General features: G+C 50.3%; 11 protein-coding genes and 3 pseudogenes. 1 reads left to right on the forward strand and 13 read right to left on the reverse strand.

Annotation, left to right across the window (positions count from 1 at the left end):
- Positions 1-175: 175 nt before the first annotated feature.
- From AC0LWT_RS05735 to AC0LWT_RS05765, 7 genes are all read right to left on the reverse strand, one after another.
- Entirely contained in the window at positions 176-478 is a 303-nt protein-coding gene (locus tag AC0LWT_RS05735) for a dihydrodipicolinate synthase family protein (RefSeq protein ID WP_474680276.1), read from the reverse strand.
- Positions 436-2,502 (reverse strand): hypothetical protein, encoded by a 2,067-nt coding sequence (locus AC0LWT_RS05740; protein ID WP_474680277.1) that lies wholly within the window; start codon positions 2,500-2,502, stop codon positions 436-438. Before AC0LWT_RS05740 ends, AC0LWT_RS05735 begins: the two co-directional genes overlap by 43 nt.
- Before the next feature lie 90 nt (positions 2,503-2,592).
- Positions 2,593-3,810: a sialidase family protein gene (locus tag AC0LWT_RS05745; protein WP_474680278.1), complete on the reverse strand. Its 1,218-nt coding sequence runs from the start codon at positions 3,808-3,810 to the stop codon at positions 2,593-2,595.
- A gap of 56 nt (positions 3,811-3,866) precedes the next feature.
- A complete protein-coding gene (locus AC0LWT_RS05750) occupies positions 3,867-4,721 on the reverse strand; it encodes a carbohydrate ABC transporter permease (RefSeq protein WP_474680688.1) in 855 nt (284 codons plus the stop codon).
- A gap of 63 nt (positions 4,722-4,784) precedes the next feature.
- On the reverse strand, positions 4,785-5,753 hold the full coding sequence (locus AC0LWT_RS05755; RefSeq protein WP_474680279.1) for an ABC transporter permease: 969 nt from the start codon (positions 5,751-5,753) through the stop codon (positions 4,785-4,787).
- 116 nt (positions 5,754-5,869) lie between these two features.
- Positions 5,870-7,543, reverse strand: coding sequence for a type 2 periplasmic-binding domain-containing protein (locus AC0LWT_RS05760; RefSeq protein WP_474680280.1), 1,674 nt, complete (start codon positions 7,541-7,543; stop codon positions 5,870-5,872).
- 771 nt (positions 7,544-8,314) lie between these two features.
- The gene (locus tag AC0LWT_RS05765; RefSeq protein ID WP_474680281.1) at positions 8,315-10,585 is read right to left on the reverse strand and encodes a helix-turn-helix domain-containing protein; all 2,271 of its coding nucleotides are present in this window, start codon (positions 10,583-10,585) and stop codon (positions 8,315-8,317) included.
- 230 nt (positions 10,586-10,815) lie between these two features.
- Here AC0LWT_RS05765 and AC0LWT_RS05770 point away from each other — a divergent pair, with 230 nt between their 5' ends.
- Positions 10,816-12,426 (forward strand): type 2 periplasmic-binding domain-containing protein, encoded by a 1,611-nt coding sequence (locus AC0LWT_RS05770; RefSeq protein WP_474680282.1) that lies wholly within the window; start codon positions 10,816-10,818, stop codon positions 12,424-12,426.
- 288 nt (positions 12,427-12,714) lie between these two features.
- Here the strand turns inward: AC0LWT_RS05770 and AC0LWT_RS05775 are convergent.
- From AC0LWT_RS05775 to AC0LWT_RS05800, 6 genes and pseudogenes are all read right to left on the reverse strand, one after another.
- Positions 12,715-12,981: pseudogene (locus AC0LWT_RS05775) on the reverse strand (MFS transporter); the annotation flags it as partial.
- A gap of 2 nt (positions 12,982-12,983) precedes the next feature.
- A pseudogene (locus AC0LWT_RS05780) lies at positions 12,984-13,129 on the reverse strand (ATP-binding cassette domain-containing protein); the annotation flags it as partial.
- A pseudogene (locus AC0LWT_RS05785) lies at positions 13,112-13,441 on the reverse strand (sigma-70 family RNA polymerase sigma factor); the annotation flags it as partial. The pseudogenes AC0LWT_RS05780 and AC0LWT_RS05785, both read right to left, overlap by 18 nt.
- Before the next feature lie 375 nt (positions 13,442-13,816).
- Entirely contained in the window at positions 13,817-14,629 is an 813-nt protein-coding gene (locus AC0LWT_RS05790; protein ID WP_474680283.1) for a carbohydrate ABC transporter permease, read from the reverse strand.
- 13 nt (positions 14,630-14,642) lie between these two features.
- Positions 14,643-15,527 carry a carbohydrate ABC transporter permease gene (locus AC0LWT_RS05795; RefSeq protein ID WP_474680284.1) on the reverse strand — a complete coding sequence of 295 codons (885 nt, stop codon included), beginning with the start codon at positions 15,525-15,527 and terminating at the stop codon, positions 14,643-14,645.
- Between the two features lie 88 nt (positions 15,528-15,615).
- Complete coding sequence (locus AC0LWT_RS05800; protein WP_474680285.1) at positions 15,616-16,971, reverse strand: ABC transporter substrate-binding protein; 1,356 nt, start codon at positions 16,969-16,971, stop codon at positions 15,616-15,618.
- Positions 16,972-17,070 lie beyond the last annotated feature (99 nt).

The following is a 17,070-nucleotide window of genomic DNA, read 5'->3' on the forward strand; positions in this document are numbered from 1 at the left end:
CTGTCCTCTCTGCAGTTGAATGGCTTAATAAGATATTTGGTATTATGGCATAGTTAATTTTAATTTATTGGGAAATTGCTATCTTTTTTAATTCTTGCACCACAACCCGATTGGTCACCAGAACAAACGCGTCGATTCCCGTAGAGGCAATGCTTTGGATCTCGTCGATTTGGCGTTACAAATCATCCGAAATATGGCCGGAAGCGATGACGGGGAGGTGGCCAGACGCTTTTTCCTTGACAAACCGGGCCAGATTTACGCGCTCCTCCAGGCCGAGAAAGAACATTTCGCTTGATTGGCATACCGCAAAAAGGCCGTCCACCTCGCGCCCGATATACCACTCGATCAACTGCTCGAGTCCGGAATAATCGATCTGGCCGGACTCCGTAAACGGGGTGATCATCGTAGGCCAAGCGTGACGGCCCGGACGAAGCGTCACGACGGCCGGAAACGGTTGTTGAACTGCTTGCGTCCCCACTCGACTCCGAATTTGATATTCCCGATGCCGGCGGGCGTTGCTGATTTGAACGTGACCGTAATATTGTTCGCGTCGGCCATGATCGAGGAAATGCCGACGGCATTGGCATCCACGGACAACGCCGTTGCCGTGTACCATTCGGGTGCGACGCCCAACTGGTGCGCCACTTGATACGAAACATTGCCGCCATTGGCCGCAGCGATGGCCCGTTGGCCGGTAAACACCATTTCGTCGCCGATGTAGGATGCCTGGGACGGATAAGACACGGAATCCCATACCTTCGTCAGGGAAGAGTCCGTCTCCGGCGAATCCACCTTGTCCCAATATTCGAAGGTCCCTTGCGGATACAGGTCGTACGTATACTCGAACACGCAATAGTTCGTATATTTCGGACGGCGGAAATACAGCCAATATTTCCCGCTCGCATCGATATAAACTGAAAATTTGGCGAACACGTCGCTTGTTCCGTTAAACCCGTCGCCGTCGACGGTAAAGATCGGCTTAAAGCCGCCTGCCTCATTGCCGCGGACGCCGAACGCAAATTCCGCGGATGCGGTGCGGTAGGAAGCCTTGCCGTAATCCGTCGTCATCCTCACGCGTCCGCTGAACAGCGAGCGGTCCCCGCCGATCCGGCATACCCGGAACCATTGCGCATAGTTTTGCAAGCCGCCAGCCTTGGGCTCCCCGATGTCGCGCAGCTTCTTGTAACGCAAATCACGCCACGTATTTCTCCAGTCCTCGGCTTTACTCAAATGCGAGGTTCTTACAGGCCCGTCAAAGTTAAACATGCCCGACGTTTCCGGGTAAACGATTTGAAAGAAGCTGCCCGAGAATGGAGCCCCCTCCGGCGGCGTTTCACAGCGGAAGATGCCGCTGGAGTCCCGGATGGTGCCGTTTTTGCCGAAGGCGACGCCTATCGAGCTACCGGTCGTCCAGATGTTGACTTCCAAAATCGCGTTGTAGATTTCATGCTGTGCGTTGTTATACGCATCGTCGCCGACCAGCATCCCAATCTGGCCGTCGCGGAGATTAAGCGACACATTGCGGAACGTGGTATAGCCATACGAAGGCATGCTTGACGTTCCCGGCTGACGCTTGAACACGATTTGGCGCTTGCAGTTGCTGATGGAGACGTTTTCCAGCGTCGTTCCCTCGACCCAGAACTTGCGGGTGTGGAGCACCAGGCCACAGCCGGCCGTAAACCCGTACATGCTGATATTGCGGAGCTTGAACCCGTACGTATCCGAGATTTCGACCGCGGTCGAATTCGGATTGTCTCCGCCGTTCATCGACAAATCTGTGATCGCATGGCTCGTGCCGACGGCGTCGCCCCATGTCGCCGAGCTTCTCCAATAGCGGAACAGGTAACCGTCGCCGTTCCAGACGAGATTCGTCACGCCGACCCCTTCGCCCGTGATGATGACATTCGGCGGCAAATCGATATTGCCGCCCGTTGCCGTAAAGTTGTGCGTACCGGCGGGAATCAGGACGACGCCACCCGAAACGGCCGCGAGGCCCAGCACCGATTTGACCGCGGCAGTCGGGTCGGTGAGCCATAAATCGGTGTCGACAACGCGCCAGACCGGTCTGGCGCCCCCGATAAGATTGACGCCTCCGGTTTCAGCCAGCGCTTCTTCAAGCCCGGTCTGATAAACGGCCACCCACACGGCAGATCCTATCCCTCCGTCGGCAACCGGGTTGTCTGCCCTCGTCGTGTGCGGGAGCGGACCGGCCCACCGGTATCCGGTCGTGATGCCGTCGGCCGCGGTGAATTCCAGTACATCCCATTCCTGCGTGATCTTCACCCGAGGCCGAAAAACGCCGCGCGCTCGGATATTGCTGCCGGACTTACCCGAATCGCGATCACGATCGTCTCCATAGACGGCATCAGTCACGGAAGACTCCTTCGCATTCCCCGTTCCCGCCGTCACGCCATACAGAATAGCCGCGGCTCCCGCCGCTCCCATCGAAGCGAGGAGCTTTCTACGGGACAACTTTTCGTTCGAATCCTTGTGCTCGGACATGAATCATTCCTCCTAAAAGTTTTGCGAGAGCAAAACTCGCTTCGTAAGCATTTGCTGCGCTTTCCGTCTGGAAAGGATATGCTGAATTTTTCAATAAACCAGCTCGCGGAAACGCTTGACGGTATGAAACGAGATGAAATTACCGTTATGTGCGCTGGCGGCTCGCTCATCGCCAGATCGGCTCAAGATATACATGTCATCGCCGTCGATCACCATGGAGGCATAATGCCGAGAATGCTTCGCCCCCGGTCCGGCAGCAACCAAACCGGCAAAGCACCAATCGATGCAATTTTTGGAAAAATGCAGCTGCAGCCTCGTCCGCTCGTTGTTCGGCAAATTGTACCGGTCGGGCTGCAGTCTGTCCGCTCGCGTCATGCTGTCCGTCGCCTGCGTGCTGAGTAGCCAATACAATCGGGTCCGGTCGTCGTACAGGATATGAAATTTCATTTGTCCGCCCGGACAGGGAACAAACACGACGCGTTTCCCTGACGGAACGGTCTCTAGCATGGTCGTCATCGCGCCGTTCTCGTCCTCCACGACTTTGGCGATAGCCGCATAGCCGCTTCCCCCCGTATGCGCGCGCAGCCACAAATGAAACGTTCTCCCCTCCGGATCGAACCATGCATGATCGGGGTCGACAAATTGCACGACGTTCGTTTCCAGCCATCCCGCAGGGGCACAGCCTCTGCCAGGCGCAATGTTGATAGAGCGCAACGGATCGCTATGGTAGAAAGGAACGCCGAAATCAGTAAGCTTATCCGCCGGAACGGCATCGCAGAAGGCGAGTTCGGAGGCGAACGTCCAGTTCGCTGCCAGGGTTAGATCGGAATCCGTCCTTCCGCGCATCAGCACAGGCGCCAATTCCCCAACGGGCCAGCTTTCGATACGGCGGTATTTGCGTTTTTCCATGACCAGATAGACCGATTCTCCTGCATAATGGACATTGCACGGCGCCTGATGCCATTCCTTGCCTTCGGTCAGGTGAATCGGCTCCGTCCAGCTATCCCCTCCGTCGTCTGATCGCATAATCGTCAAATCGCCGTTGTGGCCGATCACGTATAGGGAGCTGCCCGCGGTGAACGGTCTCGCATGCACGAACGGAAAATCGGTCCGATGCGCCCACGTTCGGCCCTTGTCGTCCGAGGTAAGCACCTTTCCGTATGGAGGCTTCACGCCGGGACCGTCAAGGTCGAGCGTCGACACAAGTCGGCCGGAAGGAAGCTGCGCAAGACCGGGACTGTAGCAATAGATGCGGGACGGATCTTCGGATTCGTAAACGTTGACATAATCGTCGGCCAGTGCCTTCATTTGCTTTCACCTCTGTTTAAAATGGATGGGGCGGGGTTACTTCGATGCCCGGCTTCTCAGCCTTTCAGCGAACCGATCATGACCCCTTTGACGAAATATTTTTGTGCAAACGGATACAGGCACAAAATCGGCAAGCTGGAAACGATAATGATGCCGTATTTGACGGACTCGGCCAACATCGTTTTTTCAGCCATGTTCTGGTCCATGACACCGAGATCAAGCTGCTGCATCATCTGCGTCTGGCTCGTCAATATTTCCCTTAGCACCAGTTGCAGTGGGAAATATTTCTGGTTGTTCAAATAAATCAGGGCATTAAAAAACGAGTTCCAATGCCAGACTGCCGTGAATACGACCAATACCGCAATGATCGCTTTAGACAGCGGCAGGACGATTCTGACAAAGTAGCTGATATTGCCGCAGCCGTCCATCTTCGCCGCTTCGAACAACTCCACGGGTATGGTGGACTGAAAGAACGTTCTTGTAATGATGATGTTCCACATGCTGACGCTTCCGAGAATGACGATGATAAGCGGATTATTGACCAGGTGCAGCTCTCTGATCAGCAAATAAGTCGGGATCAGCCCCCCGCTGATAAACATCGGGATGATGAACACCGTTACAATGAAGCCCCGCCCGACCATGTCCTGCCGCGAAAAAGCATAGGCCGTCATAAGCGTCAAGCTGACGCTAAGCAGCGTTCCCCCGACCGTGTACAAAATGGTATTGCCATATCCGATCCATAACTGCTTGTATTTGAAAATGATTTCGTATCCGTTCAGATTCATGCCCTTCGGAAACAAGATCACCTTGCCCGTTCCGACTGCGGAAGGGTCGCTGAAAGAAGCGATCACAATAAAGTACAACGGGTACGCTACCATGATCAGCAGCAACAGCAAAAATATGCTGTTCATGATATCGTACGCCCTGTCGGATCCACTTTTGTTCGTTAAGTCCGTCACCCTGATCACCCGCCTTTAGAAAATACCGCTTTGGCCCAATTTTTTGGCTAATTTGTTGACCGACAGCAGCAGAATCAAATTCACAACCGAATTAAACAGGCTAACAGCCGCAGAGAAACTGTATTGGGATTGAAGTAGGCCGATCTTGTAAACATAAGTGGAAATCACTTCGGAATTGCCCAAATTTAACGGGTTTTGCATCATAAAGACTTTTTCGAAGCCGACGCTCAAGATGCCTCCGCAGTTCAAGATCAGCATGATGACGATGGTCGGCAGGATCGAAGGCAGATCGATATACCACGCGCGTTGAAATTTATTCGCGCCATCCACGATCGCCGCTTCATGAAGTGAAGTATCCACGCCAGACAAAGCCGCTAAATAGATGATGCTCCCCCAGCCCATCCCCTGCCAGACGCCGGACCATACATACAGATGCGCGAAGGCGTTAGGATCGGTAAGAATCATGAGCGGACCGTTCGTCAAGCCGATCTTATTCAGCAATTGACTGAAAACCCCTAAATTGGGAGCCATAAATACATTGATCATGCCTACCAATACGACCGTCGATATGAAGTGGGGCGCGTATGTGATCGTCTGCACAACGCTTTTCAACCGCTTGCTGTTCGTGCTGTTGAGAGCCAAGGCAAGTATGATCGGAATGGGGAAACCCGCCAGCAGGGAATATATGCTTATTGTCAACGTATTTTTGATCAGCATCCAAAAAATGTCCAGCTTGAAAAATTGCTTAAAATGATACAGCCCTACCCAATCGCTCCCCCATATGCCCTTAACCGGTTTAAAGTTCTCGAAGGCGATCAATACGCCGTATAAAGGAACATATTCGAATAGAATGACATAGATGAGCGCGGGAAGAACTAGAAAGTATAGTCCGATATTTTCTTTCACCTTGAGCATTCTCCTGCTGAATAAACGCATCGTGGTTTGCTCCCGAATCTCCGGAATCGCCGAATTTGAATCGATCATGCTGAATCCTCCCGTACGTTCGATGGATGCGGTAATCGGACGGCAGACGGTCAGGAGGACCCACTCCGCATATGTGAATATGTCCTCTTGCCTGCTGCCCGATCCCCCGCTGCCGGTTACTTGCCAAGTTTGGCTGCTGCATCCAGCTGTTTCTGATACAATTGCATGAACTCGTCCAGCCCCAGGCCTTGCAGCTTCTTCACATAATCATCCCACTCGGCGTCCACATCACCCTTGCCCGATATCCAGTTTGCAATGGTTGCCTTAATATAATCATTGATCGCTGTATCCAAAACCAACAGGCGCTGCTTTTCCATGTCCTTCAGCAGGCCTTCCGGCAATTTCGGAATGTTCAAGTTTTTGGCAGGTAAATAATTTTTATAAATGTTGTTGTATGCCCATTCTCTTGTGCCTTCCTTGTTGACGTTATTGTTGACGATTTTATTCTTGAACAGGTTCTCGTCGAGAAGGGCAATGCCAAAGTTATCGAGCCCTCTGTCTTCGTCTGCAGCTATTTTTTGATTTGTCAATTGGAATTTGCCGTCGTCCGATTTCGTCCATGCCACGCCTTCTTTGCCATATCTCTCCGTCATGGACCAATCCTGTTCCGCCAGCATATCCGCGAGTCTTGCCGATGCAACAGGGTATTTGTTGTTCTTGAAAATAACGAAGTTTCTCGGCCATATGCTGCGGTTCTGGCGGCGAATGAGAGGCTGCTTCCCGTTCGGGGATTTGAGCGGCGCCATCGGGTACCACCATTTGCCATCCATATAGTTTTCATTCTGATCGCCATACGAGGTCATCGAACCTACGATCGGCGGGTTGGACGAAATGGCGGCTGTATATTTACCCCAGTCGTCCGTGAAGGCCTCCGGAGGAATCAGCCCATTCTTGTACAGGTCGGCCAAAAAGCGGATGGGTTCTTTCAAGTCCGGATTAGTCGCCTGCGATTTGAACTTGCCGTCTTCGACAATAAAATAATGGTCAGGTGTACTTAGGGAGGCTGCGGTTGTATACACGCCGAAAGTACCGTACATATCGAACTGACCGCCGATGTAGTTGCCGTACTGAAAGTAATAGGGAATCACGTTTTTGGGGATGGAGCCTTTGCCGGCATTTTGTTTGAAGGCCATCAAGACGTTTTTGAATTCTTCCGTCGTGGCCGGCATTTTCAAACCGAGCTCATCCAGCCACTTCCGATTGATAAACCATTGATCCCGGAGGCCGTAGCTGTATTCGTCGAGCAGCACGTATGGAAAGCCGTATAATTTGCCATCCGGCATCAGCGCTTGCTGCTTGAGATCCGGATTCGTCTCGAAAAACTTGCTCCAATTCGGAGCATATTTCAGAAGGCTGTCGACGCTTACGATGTCCTTCGCGTCGACTGCATCGGAAATCGACTGCGGCGTAGGATCCATCCGCAGCATAATGTCCGGATAATCCCGGCTGCTGAACATCAGATTAACCTTTTCCACACCGCTGTACACTTTCAAGTTGATTTTGATGTTCGTTTTTTCCTCAATTTTCTTCCAAATATCGTACTTCGTTAAATCTCCCATGTTCGCATAGGAAATAATGCCCACATTCAACGTGATCGGCGTTTTCACAATCGGATAACCCGTTGCATTCGTTGTGCCGCCGTCCAGCAGCTGCGCTTCATTGCTGCTGCCGCTCGCGGTCGGCGTGTTCTCTCCGGCTTTGCCGGCGTTGTACGAGCATGCGATCAACATCCCTCCCAGTACGCCGATGCAAACGGTTCCAGAAACGAGCCTGATCCAATTTCTGCTCATTTGAATTCCCCCTATTTTCTTATGGCTTCCTGCGTTTGCTCCTTGTGTTGCTCCTTGCTCGTTGATTCTTGCGTTTGCTTCCTGCTTTCAAATTTGACTTGTTTTTGCGTTGTAAACGATTACATACGCATGCTGATCGATCGCTTCTTCAGGCTAACAGATGCGGTGCAGAAACGTAAATCAGCCGTTATCTAGCGATATGCCGTTTTCCAACAGGCGAAAAAACCAAGCGCCGTAAGGCTTTGGCATGAGTCGGCGGCATTCTGCGCATGGGCAGTATACGAGTTTCTATTCATGTGCGTCGCATGGTTACCGCTCACGTTGGCAGTTTGCATTCTCATCGCCGATTTCTTACACGTCCGCTCCGCTGATTCTCCCTCCCGTTCCTTCGCCCGCCTTGCTGCTTATTCTACGTTCTTCAGCAGATCTCGTTTGCTGCACACCTTCACCTCAAGTCACCGAACCTCGCTTATTGCCCTACACGCACTGCAGTCCAATTTTGCCCAATTAGAATCGAGTCTTGACTTCTTCCCTCGTCTGGAGTCAGAAAATGTCCATTTGAAGAGCCTATTTGCCCCTACATACTGGAAAAACCGTTCGCTAGGGAGGCAAAATCGAAATACAGCGTTAGGGGGGGCCTCAATCCCATTCTCCAATTAGCGAGGGCATTACCGGGGAGATCGGCGAGGGGTTCCCCACACAAAAACCGGCTCCCGGTAACAACGCATCGTCGATGCGCCGTCATCGAAAGCCGGCTCCCTTTTTCCCTGCCTAAACGCCTTTATACATGATCTTGCGAAAAACGCCCGGCGTCGTGCCGACCTCCTTCTTGAACTTGCGTACGAAGCTCGATACGTCGCAATACCCGATTTCGGAGATGATCTCGCTCAGCGGCTTCTCCGTCGAGCTAAGCAGCTGCTTCGCTTTTTCAATGCGCAGGTAATTGATGTAATCGGAGATATTCTGGCCGGAGCATTTCTTGAAATAATAACTCAAATTGGACAGGGACATGTGGAAATGATCGGCCATGTTCTGGACCGTAAAATTTATATGGTAATAGTTGCCGTCGATATAGGCGGCCAACTGCTGGAGCAGCTCCTGATCGTGCTTCTCGCGATTCTCCTTGATGTATTTGCAGATTGTCTGGCAAACCTCGTTGACGCTCCGTCCGAGGTCCTTCACGGTTTCGAATTGGGCGAGCGAAATGACGTCGATATAGCCTTTGTCCAGGCCGACGAACTTTTTATTGATCAATTGCATCGTCTTCAATACCGTATTGATAATATCGAAGCACAGACAGCGAGCTTCGAACAGTGTCATGTCGGACCGGGTAATTTGGTCTACGAGATCAGAAACGGTAGTGGAAATTTGCTCGGTATTGCTTTCGACGATGGACAGTTCGAGCGTATTAAGCGCCTCGACCGGATACGGATAGTCCGATGCGGCAACGATTTGCGTATTTTCGAAATAAATGATTTGGTCCTTTCCTTTGACCAGCCGATAATCGAGCGCCGTATACGCTTCGATGCACGATTTGCCGATCTGTCCCGTTTCCGTATATCCTTTGCCGACACCGACCGCAACATGGGTGCCCAGCCGATTCATCATGATCTGCTGCATATGCGTCAAAGCTTCATACAGCGATTGACGGTCCGGCTCCTGACGGTCCGCCAGAACGAAAATCAGATGATTGTCGATGTTCATGCGGCCGTAACCTTCGAGTTTGCCTTGCAGCTCCCGTTCTAGCAGCTCGACGAGCTCGGGAAGCGATGCCGCGGACTGGTTCCGCTGCCGCTCCGACAGGGACGCGGAGAAGATGGCGACGCGAAACAACGACTTGCTGAAGGAAATGCCGATATCTCCTCCCTGCTCGTTAAAGGCGGCCGCATGCGGAAAAGACCCGCGGATCAAGCTGCTCAGCAGAAAGTCCTTGACTGCGTTGTGATTGCTTTTGACCTGATCGTTCAACATCTTGTTCGTACGGTTGATCCGGTTGATCGTCATCCGCACCGCTTCGAACTCGTTTCCGGTCTCCGCGACGCTGCCGGTCTCCGATTCCGCAAACAGGCGCAGCTGGCGGATCGGCCGATAATTGACCCGCATATTGAACAGGATCATAATGCCCGCGGCAAGGACGATGGCAAGGAACGCCCACTGGAAGGTCTGCTTGGCAGCGATAACTTGGCTCATCGCTTCGCCGACAGGCATGATCATAAAGTAGCTCCAGTCGGTTTCCGGGGACTGGATGTAAGAAACGAAATGGGAGGAATCGCCTATATTCGTGATGATCGACTGCTCGAGCAGATCCGGTCGAATGAAGGCCAACAGCTCCTGCCCGGTCGGACGATCGATTTCTTTGGAGGCGGCGACGATCTTGCGATCCGGGTGTACCGCCATAATATTGCCTTTGTCGCTGCCCATGGTCTGTTCAAACGCCCGCTGCTTGATAATAAACAGCACCATGCGTTTGTCGTAATTGGAGCTGTTGGGCACCAAATACGTCACCACCTTGCCCGCTTCGCCTCCATCCGAATCGCTGCCGGGCACCCAGACCGCATTGCCGTTTATGTTCTGGGTCGAGACTTGAAATTGTTCTTCGGAGACCGTATCGCCGTAGTACGTTTTCAAAAAATCCTTCATCGTGAACGTTCGCGTCGAGGAGACGAACTTATTCAATTGGTTGTAGTAAACCACGACATCGGTTATAAAGTTGCTGCCGGAAATATAGCTTTTTAATTGTTGAATGCCTCTGGACGTATTGTTCGGACCGTCGCCGATTTGCTGGGTCGTCAGGTCCGGGTTGTTGTAGATTTGGTAGGCCACCGTGTTCATGCCTGAAATATTCGTATCGATGGCCGTGACGACATGCTGGAGCAGATTGACGTTGTTCTTGACCACTTCCTCCTTCAGCAAATGGAAGAAATAGTTGTATACCAGCATGGAGATGATCGCGAGAGGGATGGCCAATACCAGTATGTAGGAAAACAAATACTGCAGATACAGCCGATTTCTTTGCAAAACGTTACGTTTTGGCCAAAGCATATTCGCATACCGCCTTTCATGATTACGCTTTCACTCTGTTTTTGTTATAAATATATCGCAAACTTCCGGGAATGTACATTCGCCGGACGTCCCGCCGCCCGCTTTGGAATAATCGCCTATGCCCCAACAACCGCATATTTACGAAAACATGCTTGCTTGCTATTATTGTTGTATTAATTAGCGCTGTTAGGTTGACCGATCTGCGGCAAAACGGAAAGGATGATGGAATCGTGAACAAATGGACCGGATTGCTTCTCGTCGTCACGTTAGGGATCGCCATACTCTTACCGGGATGCGAACGACCGGAGACTTCCGACTCCGCCGGAGCTTCAGGAAGCTCCAAGGAAACGATCGGCGACCGGATTATCGAGAACGGCGTCGCCGTCCATTTGACCGGGTATCCGATCGTGGACCAGCCGATTACGCTCAAAACCGTTATCGTTACGTCGTTTAAAAGCGACTACAATCAATCGAAGTTTTTCCAGGCATTGGAGAAGAAGAGCGGCATTCATCTCGATATCAGACAAATTTCCGTCGACAACCGGGACAAGATGAACCTGATGTTTACCTCCCGGCAATATCCCGATCTCATGCTGCGCGCCGACCCGTCGCCGTTTCAAATCGAAACGGCGCAAAGCGCCGGAGACATCGTACCGTTCTCCAGCCTGCTGAAATACGCGCCCAATTGGACGAAGCTGCTTCAATCGAATCCCTCCGTCAAGAAAGCGATGACAGCCGCAGACGGAAACATTTACGCGCTCGGCCTCGTTCAACAGAACAACGTCTATTTGGGCATACGCGACCAATGGCTGATCAACAAGAAGTGGCTGGATCAGCTCGGTTTGCAGGTTCCAGCTACAACCGAGCAGTTCGCCTATACGCTTGCGCAATTCAAGGCGAACGCCGGTAAAGGAGACATTCCGAAAGACATGATTCCGTATTATTTTCGTTGGGATCAATATGTTGGCGGTCAGTTGGACTTGTTCGGGGGTTCCTTCGGCGTCCTCGTGCCGGACGAAAACTACGTGTCGGTCGAGAACGGCAAGGTCCGATTCCAGGCCTTGAATCCGGAAATCAAAAAGCCGCTTTCCTACTTACATAAACTGTACGAGGATGGCTTGATTCCGCCCGAAGTATTCACGGACGACTGGAGCGCTTTTTATGCGAAACGGGGAGCCAAGCCGGAGATTGCCGGATCCTTTGAAGCCTACAGCAATCCGAACCCCGACGTCTATGTGCCGATGCTCCCGCCCAGAGCCGAAGGCGTTTCCAGGCAGCTGTTCCGGCAGCAAACCTGGATCGTCCGCAACAATCAGTTCACCATTTTCAAAAACAACAAGTATCCGGTCGCCACGGCCCGGCTGGCGGACCTGCTGGCCGATCCCGATTGGACCGTACAAGAATTGTATGGGCTGTTCGGAGACGGGACAAGGAAAAATGACGACGGGACGTACGATATTATGCCGGAAACCGGGAACGAGGGCGATTTTCCCAATGTGGATGCCATATCGGCCATGACGTCGGACTTGGCTGCAAAGCTCCGCTACCTGCCGGGAAACAGCAATGCCGACCGCGCCAGGGCCGTTGCGATGTACGAGCCAGTTGTCGCACCGCTCGACATGTTCTTTCCCGATTATGTCGCCTACTCGCCCGACGACCGCGACAAGCTGACGCAGTTGCAGATGAACGTCAAGCAGTACGTCAGACAGACGTTGATTCACTGGGTTGTCAAAGGCGGCATCGAGCAGGAGTGGGATTCCTATGTGGCGAAGCTGAAGAGCATGCGCGTGGACGAGATGATCACGATCATGCAGAAGGGGCTGGATGCTTACAGCAAATGATGAGGACCAGTTCCGCAAAAATGAAGAAGCGACGTTATTCCCTGCGAATGCATGGAACGACGTCGCTTCTTGTTGAGCCCTTTTACTCCGCCTCGAAATGGCGGTTGCCTTACACGACCTGGTTTTGCCTGCCGGGAGGGCTGTCTGTTGGAGCCTCATGTAAGGATTTCCCTATACCGTGACTGCACAAATTCTTTATAACCATTCTATTATACTGCCGTCAACCAAACCAGGGAGCAACTGCCGTGTGGCGATCTGCTCCCTGGTTTTTGTGCTATCGTTCTTAGTTTAATCTTTGGAGTTAGATTTATTATTTTGAACCGGTACATTTGATTTACTTCGAAACCATATGACAACAGGTATAAGCAAAGGGGCAAGTCCTCCCCCAGCGAGCGACAACGTTGCATAGCTTGAATGAGCTACAACCATGCCGGACATCGCTCCACCCGAGGCACCAGCAAGCGCAATCAAAACATCAATCGTTCCTTGAGTTTTTGCACGCGTTGTTGGATCAGTTGCATCTAAAATGATTGCTGTCCCACTGATTAAGCCAAATTATCCAAGCAGCCAATGATATTCATCAGCGTGGACTTTCCTGAGCCTGACGGCCCCATATAGCGACAAATTCGCCCTGTACAATGTCCAGTGAAATGTCATCTAGGGCGCGGATTGTCTCCCCGCCCAATTCATGATAGAGCTTCATTAGCGCCCTTTTTTCGATCCGCGATACATAGGAGCGGCTAATTCCTAGCTCTTTCGCGATCTCCCGCTGCGTCCGCTCTTCACCACCAAGCTCTAAGCGGAACCGACCGACGACAACTTCCTTCTCGCGCTCGTCCAAAATCTCTAAGTTCCGATAGATTTTGCTCTTCTCGATTTTCAATTGTACCGCGTCAACCACATCGTCCGCCTCACTGCCGAGGATATCGATAAGCGTAATTTCATTCCCCTCTTTGTCCGTTCCGATCAGCTCGTGCAAGGATACGTCTTTACGTGTTTTCTTCAACTTGTCTAGCGGAAGAACGGTCAGGGTCTCCCCAGTTGCCGAGTGATTATTGGTTTGCATGCCTGGCTCTTCGACCCCGGGGAAGCTCCTTCGAACTCGCCTTCTATAGTTCAAAGTCGTGTTGCCTTCCAGTAAAGTGACACTGTCGGCCGTTCCCGTTTTCTGCCTTTCGAGGCTCAATTACCATGTTCGCTCCAAGACTCGTTATTGGTGGTGTGGCTAACACCTTTCCAAGCAGGGTTCCCACCTGCTACCTCACTCGACCTATGCTTGGTCGCTCCACTTACACCAGTACTTACACCATCATGCAATCCTTCGAATTGACTAATTTGTGTGAGAATTTCAAATCATCCCCAGGGAGTTGTTCATCTTAGCCTACTCCACTTACTTCAAAATCGCTCCTGCCGTCAATGCATGTTCAATTCTCTCATTTCCTATCATATATACGATGATCATAGGTAAACTCGAGAGCACCATCGTTGCCCCGATAAGTCCCCAGTCTGAAACACCGACGCTCACGAAAAAGCTTAGCAAGCCGACAGTCAATGGTCGGAATTGATCTTTAGAAGCAATAATGAAAGCCAGCGGGAACTCATTCCATATCCGCATGAACAACAGCACACATTGTGTCATTAGTGCAGGCGTAACAATCGGAAATATAATTCTGAAGAATGTCTGATACACATTCGTCCCATCAATACAGGCAGCTTCCTCCAACTCCTTGGGAAGTGAACGGAGAAAAGCAAATAACATCAGCACACAGGAAGCCATTGCGAATCCGGAATACGGCAATATGAGCCCCAAGTAAGTATCTTTAAGGTGTAACGATTTAATTAATTGAAATAAGGGAATGACAACTACTTCAATAGGTACAATCAACCCTAAGGACACATAGAATAGTGCCGCCGAATTGAATCTCCAATGCATTCGGCTCAGACAATACGCCAGCATACTCCCCGTTGTCAGTGTGATTGCAATGGTCCCTACCGTGTAAATTAAACTGTTCTCGAAGTATACAAAAAAATGATACTTCGACAACGCTTCACTATAATTTATCCATTCCCAGGAATGGGGGATGCCGAATGGATTGTTATAAGCTTCGCTTTTGGACTTGAGTGACATCGTAATCATCCAGTATAGGGGAAACAGAAATGTGCAGGCTACGGCTAGCCAAAATACACGGATTAAGTATCTCAAGATGATCTCCTCCTTAGAACTCCAGCTTTTCTCTGGCGACGAACCGTTGAATGAGAAAGGAGATGAAAAGGCACTCTAGAATAAATACTACCGCAATAGCCGTTCCTTTACCAAATTCAGACGTTTCGAATGCCGTGTAATACATTTGGTAAATGACCGTCCTGGACAAATCACCCGGACCACCAGCTGTCATGACGCGGACTTGCGCATAAAAGGCCATGGAGCCTAATGTCGACAAAATTAAAACGTACTTCGTTACATCTTGAAGAAGTGGAATTGTAATTCGTAAGCAGACTTGGACAAAGCTAGCACCGTCAATTAAAGCAGCTTCGTAATAATTTTTGGGAATCGTCTTGATTCCTGTATAGAATAGCATGGCGTTCAACCCAACATACTGCCATAGAAATGTCAATCCGATGCTTGGCATCACGGTTTCTTTTTCAGTAAGCCAGGAATGAGTCCAAGATCCAAGACCAATGGATCTCAAAACACTGTTAAACAACCCCCAGGTTGGTTCGTAGAAGGATATCCACATTTCCGCGACGACCGTAACGGACAAAATCGCAGGAAGCATGGCAGATGTTTTAAAAAAACGACGAAACCTTGGTGTTTGAACATCCATAAAAAGAGCAAACATCAAGGAGAGCGGCAATCCCAGAAAGACGGAAATTCCTACAATTAGATACGTATTTTTATGAGCTGTCCAGAAAGAAGAAGATGCAAAAATGTCTTTATAATTATCCAAACCAACAAACCCTAAATTTCGGAAACCATCATGATGATTCAAACTCATCCATATTTCAGGAAAAAGTGGATAAACGCAAAATACAGTAAACAAAAGCAACGCAGGCGCGGAAAAAATGAATATGGATACATGGGTGCTGAAGTACTTGTTCATGGCTCTCTCCACCGTCTAATTTGTTATAGAATTCCCCCGGAAGTTAAGTTCCAAGGGGAATTCGATTGATTTCATCCACATAGACAACTTACTTTTTAAACCATGTATTTTCACTCCAGATCTTGCCCATATCTGTACTAAACTTATCGGCCGGGTATTGGCCCGTCAGCAATTTTGCCCCTTGCGTTGCAAGCTCTGCCGATGTTTTTGCATCCAACGAGTTAAGTGCAAGAGAAGCAATCTTGGTAGGAATAGGATTGTACCAGGAAATGAATTTCTTCATTAAAGGCTTAGGTTCCCCCACTGTATTCCCCGTCTTCAAGGCAATTGGGGCACCCGTAGATTCGAAATATTGAGCGTCTGCCATAGCCAGGAATTCTGCCAACTTTACTGCCTCTTCAGGATACTTGGTTTTTGCGCTAACTGCATATCCGTTCAGTGGAGATCCCCAGAACTGAACGTGCTTAGTTGGGTCGTATTTGTCGCTAGCACTTGGGAACGGGAAGAAATCGACGGTATCATCTTTCGCCAAATTCGGAAGCTCCCATGTAAACATCATGTACATAGCTGCCTTCTTTGATGTAAACATTTCGTTGGCTGGACCGTAATCTAGATTCGCAATCCCTTCAGGAAAGACACCTTCCTTCACCATCTTCTCAATGCGAGACACCCCTGCCTTGACGGCTGGATTATTAAAGTCTATCTTATTGCTCACGAGATCTGCCATCGCTTGCGGGTCGCCAATTTGGATCATCTGCTGCAGCAGGAAAAGTTTAGGTCCCCATCCATCTTTGCCAGGGGTAACCGCAGGAACCATCCCCTTGCTTTTTAACTTCTTCGATGCTTCGATAAATTCGTCGAAGGTTTTCGGCACTTGCACGCCTGCTTGCTCGAACATATCCTTATGATAGAAAATGACCGGGGTGAAATAGGTATCCGCTCCGGAAGATAAGCTGTAAATCTTCCCGTCAACATGTTTCAATGCATCAGGAACAGCATACTTGTTCAAGAAGCCATCCTTGGTAATCGCTGAAGTTAAATCCATAATGCTGCCGGTACTGTTCAAGGGCGTAAAGTACCCTGCATCGTCCCAGAATACGTCGGGCATATCACCTGCGGCATTAAACGTTTTCAATTTGTTGGCCATATCTTCGCCGCCGCCGCCTGGCTCAAATTCAATTTCTAGGTTTGGAATCGCCTTCGCAACATTCGGTTTAATAAACTTTTCCATGATATTATTGCGATTCTCGTCCGTTGTGATCGTTACAACTCTCAGCTTTACTTTCTTATCACTACTGGTTTTACTAGCCGTCGTTGCCGCCGGGGTTGGTGCGCTTCCGGTAGTTCCTTGAGGTTGGGCTTCATTCTTCGTACTACAACCGGCTGAAACGAGAAGCATACTTGCCAAAAGTGACGTACTGAGTACTTTTACTGTTCTTACCATTTGTTGACCTCCTAAGTTTGTTTAAAGTATCGTATCTACTGGGTTGATTCCCCAATGGAAGCGGTATCATCCTTGATTTCATTCTACGGATTCCACTTC

The organism is Paenibacillus sp. sgz302164 (assembly GCF_056120505.1).

Coding starts and splice junctions, on each gene's coding strand:
- AC0LWT_RS05795 (WP_474680284.1), bottom strand. CDS start 15,527: ATGAACAAGTACTTCAGCACCCATGTATCCATATTCATTTTTTCCGCG.
- AC0LWT_RS05800 (WP_474680285.1), bottom strand. CDS start 16,971: ATGGTAAGAACAGTAAAAGTACTCAGTACGTCACTTTTGGCAAGTATG.
- AC0LWT_RS05745 (WP_474680278.1), bottom strand. CDS start 3,810: ATGAAGGCACTGGCCGACGATTATGTCAACGTTTACGAATCCGAAGAT.
- AC0LWT_RS05765 (WP_474680281.1), bottom strand. CDS start 10,585: ATGCTTTGGCCAAAACGTAACGTTTTGCAAAGAAATCGGCTGTATCTG.
- AC0LWT_RS05750 (WP_474680688.1), bottom strand. CDS start 4,721: ATGAACAGCATATTTTTGCTGTTGCTGCTGATCATGGTAGCGTACCCG.
- AC0LWT_RS05740 (WP_474680277.1), bottom strand. CDS start 2,502: ATGTCCGAGCACAAGGATTCGAACGAAAAGTTGTCCCGTAGAAAGCTC.
- AC0LWT_RS05755 (WP_474680279.1), bottom strand. CDS start 5,753: ATGATCGATTCAAATTCGGCGATTCCGGAGATTCGGGAGCAAACCACG.
- AC0LWT_RS05760 (WP_474680280.1), bottom strand. CDS start 7,543: ATGAGCAGAAATTGGATCAGGCTCGTTTCTGGAACCGTTTGCATCGGC.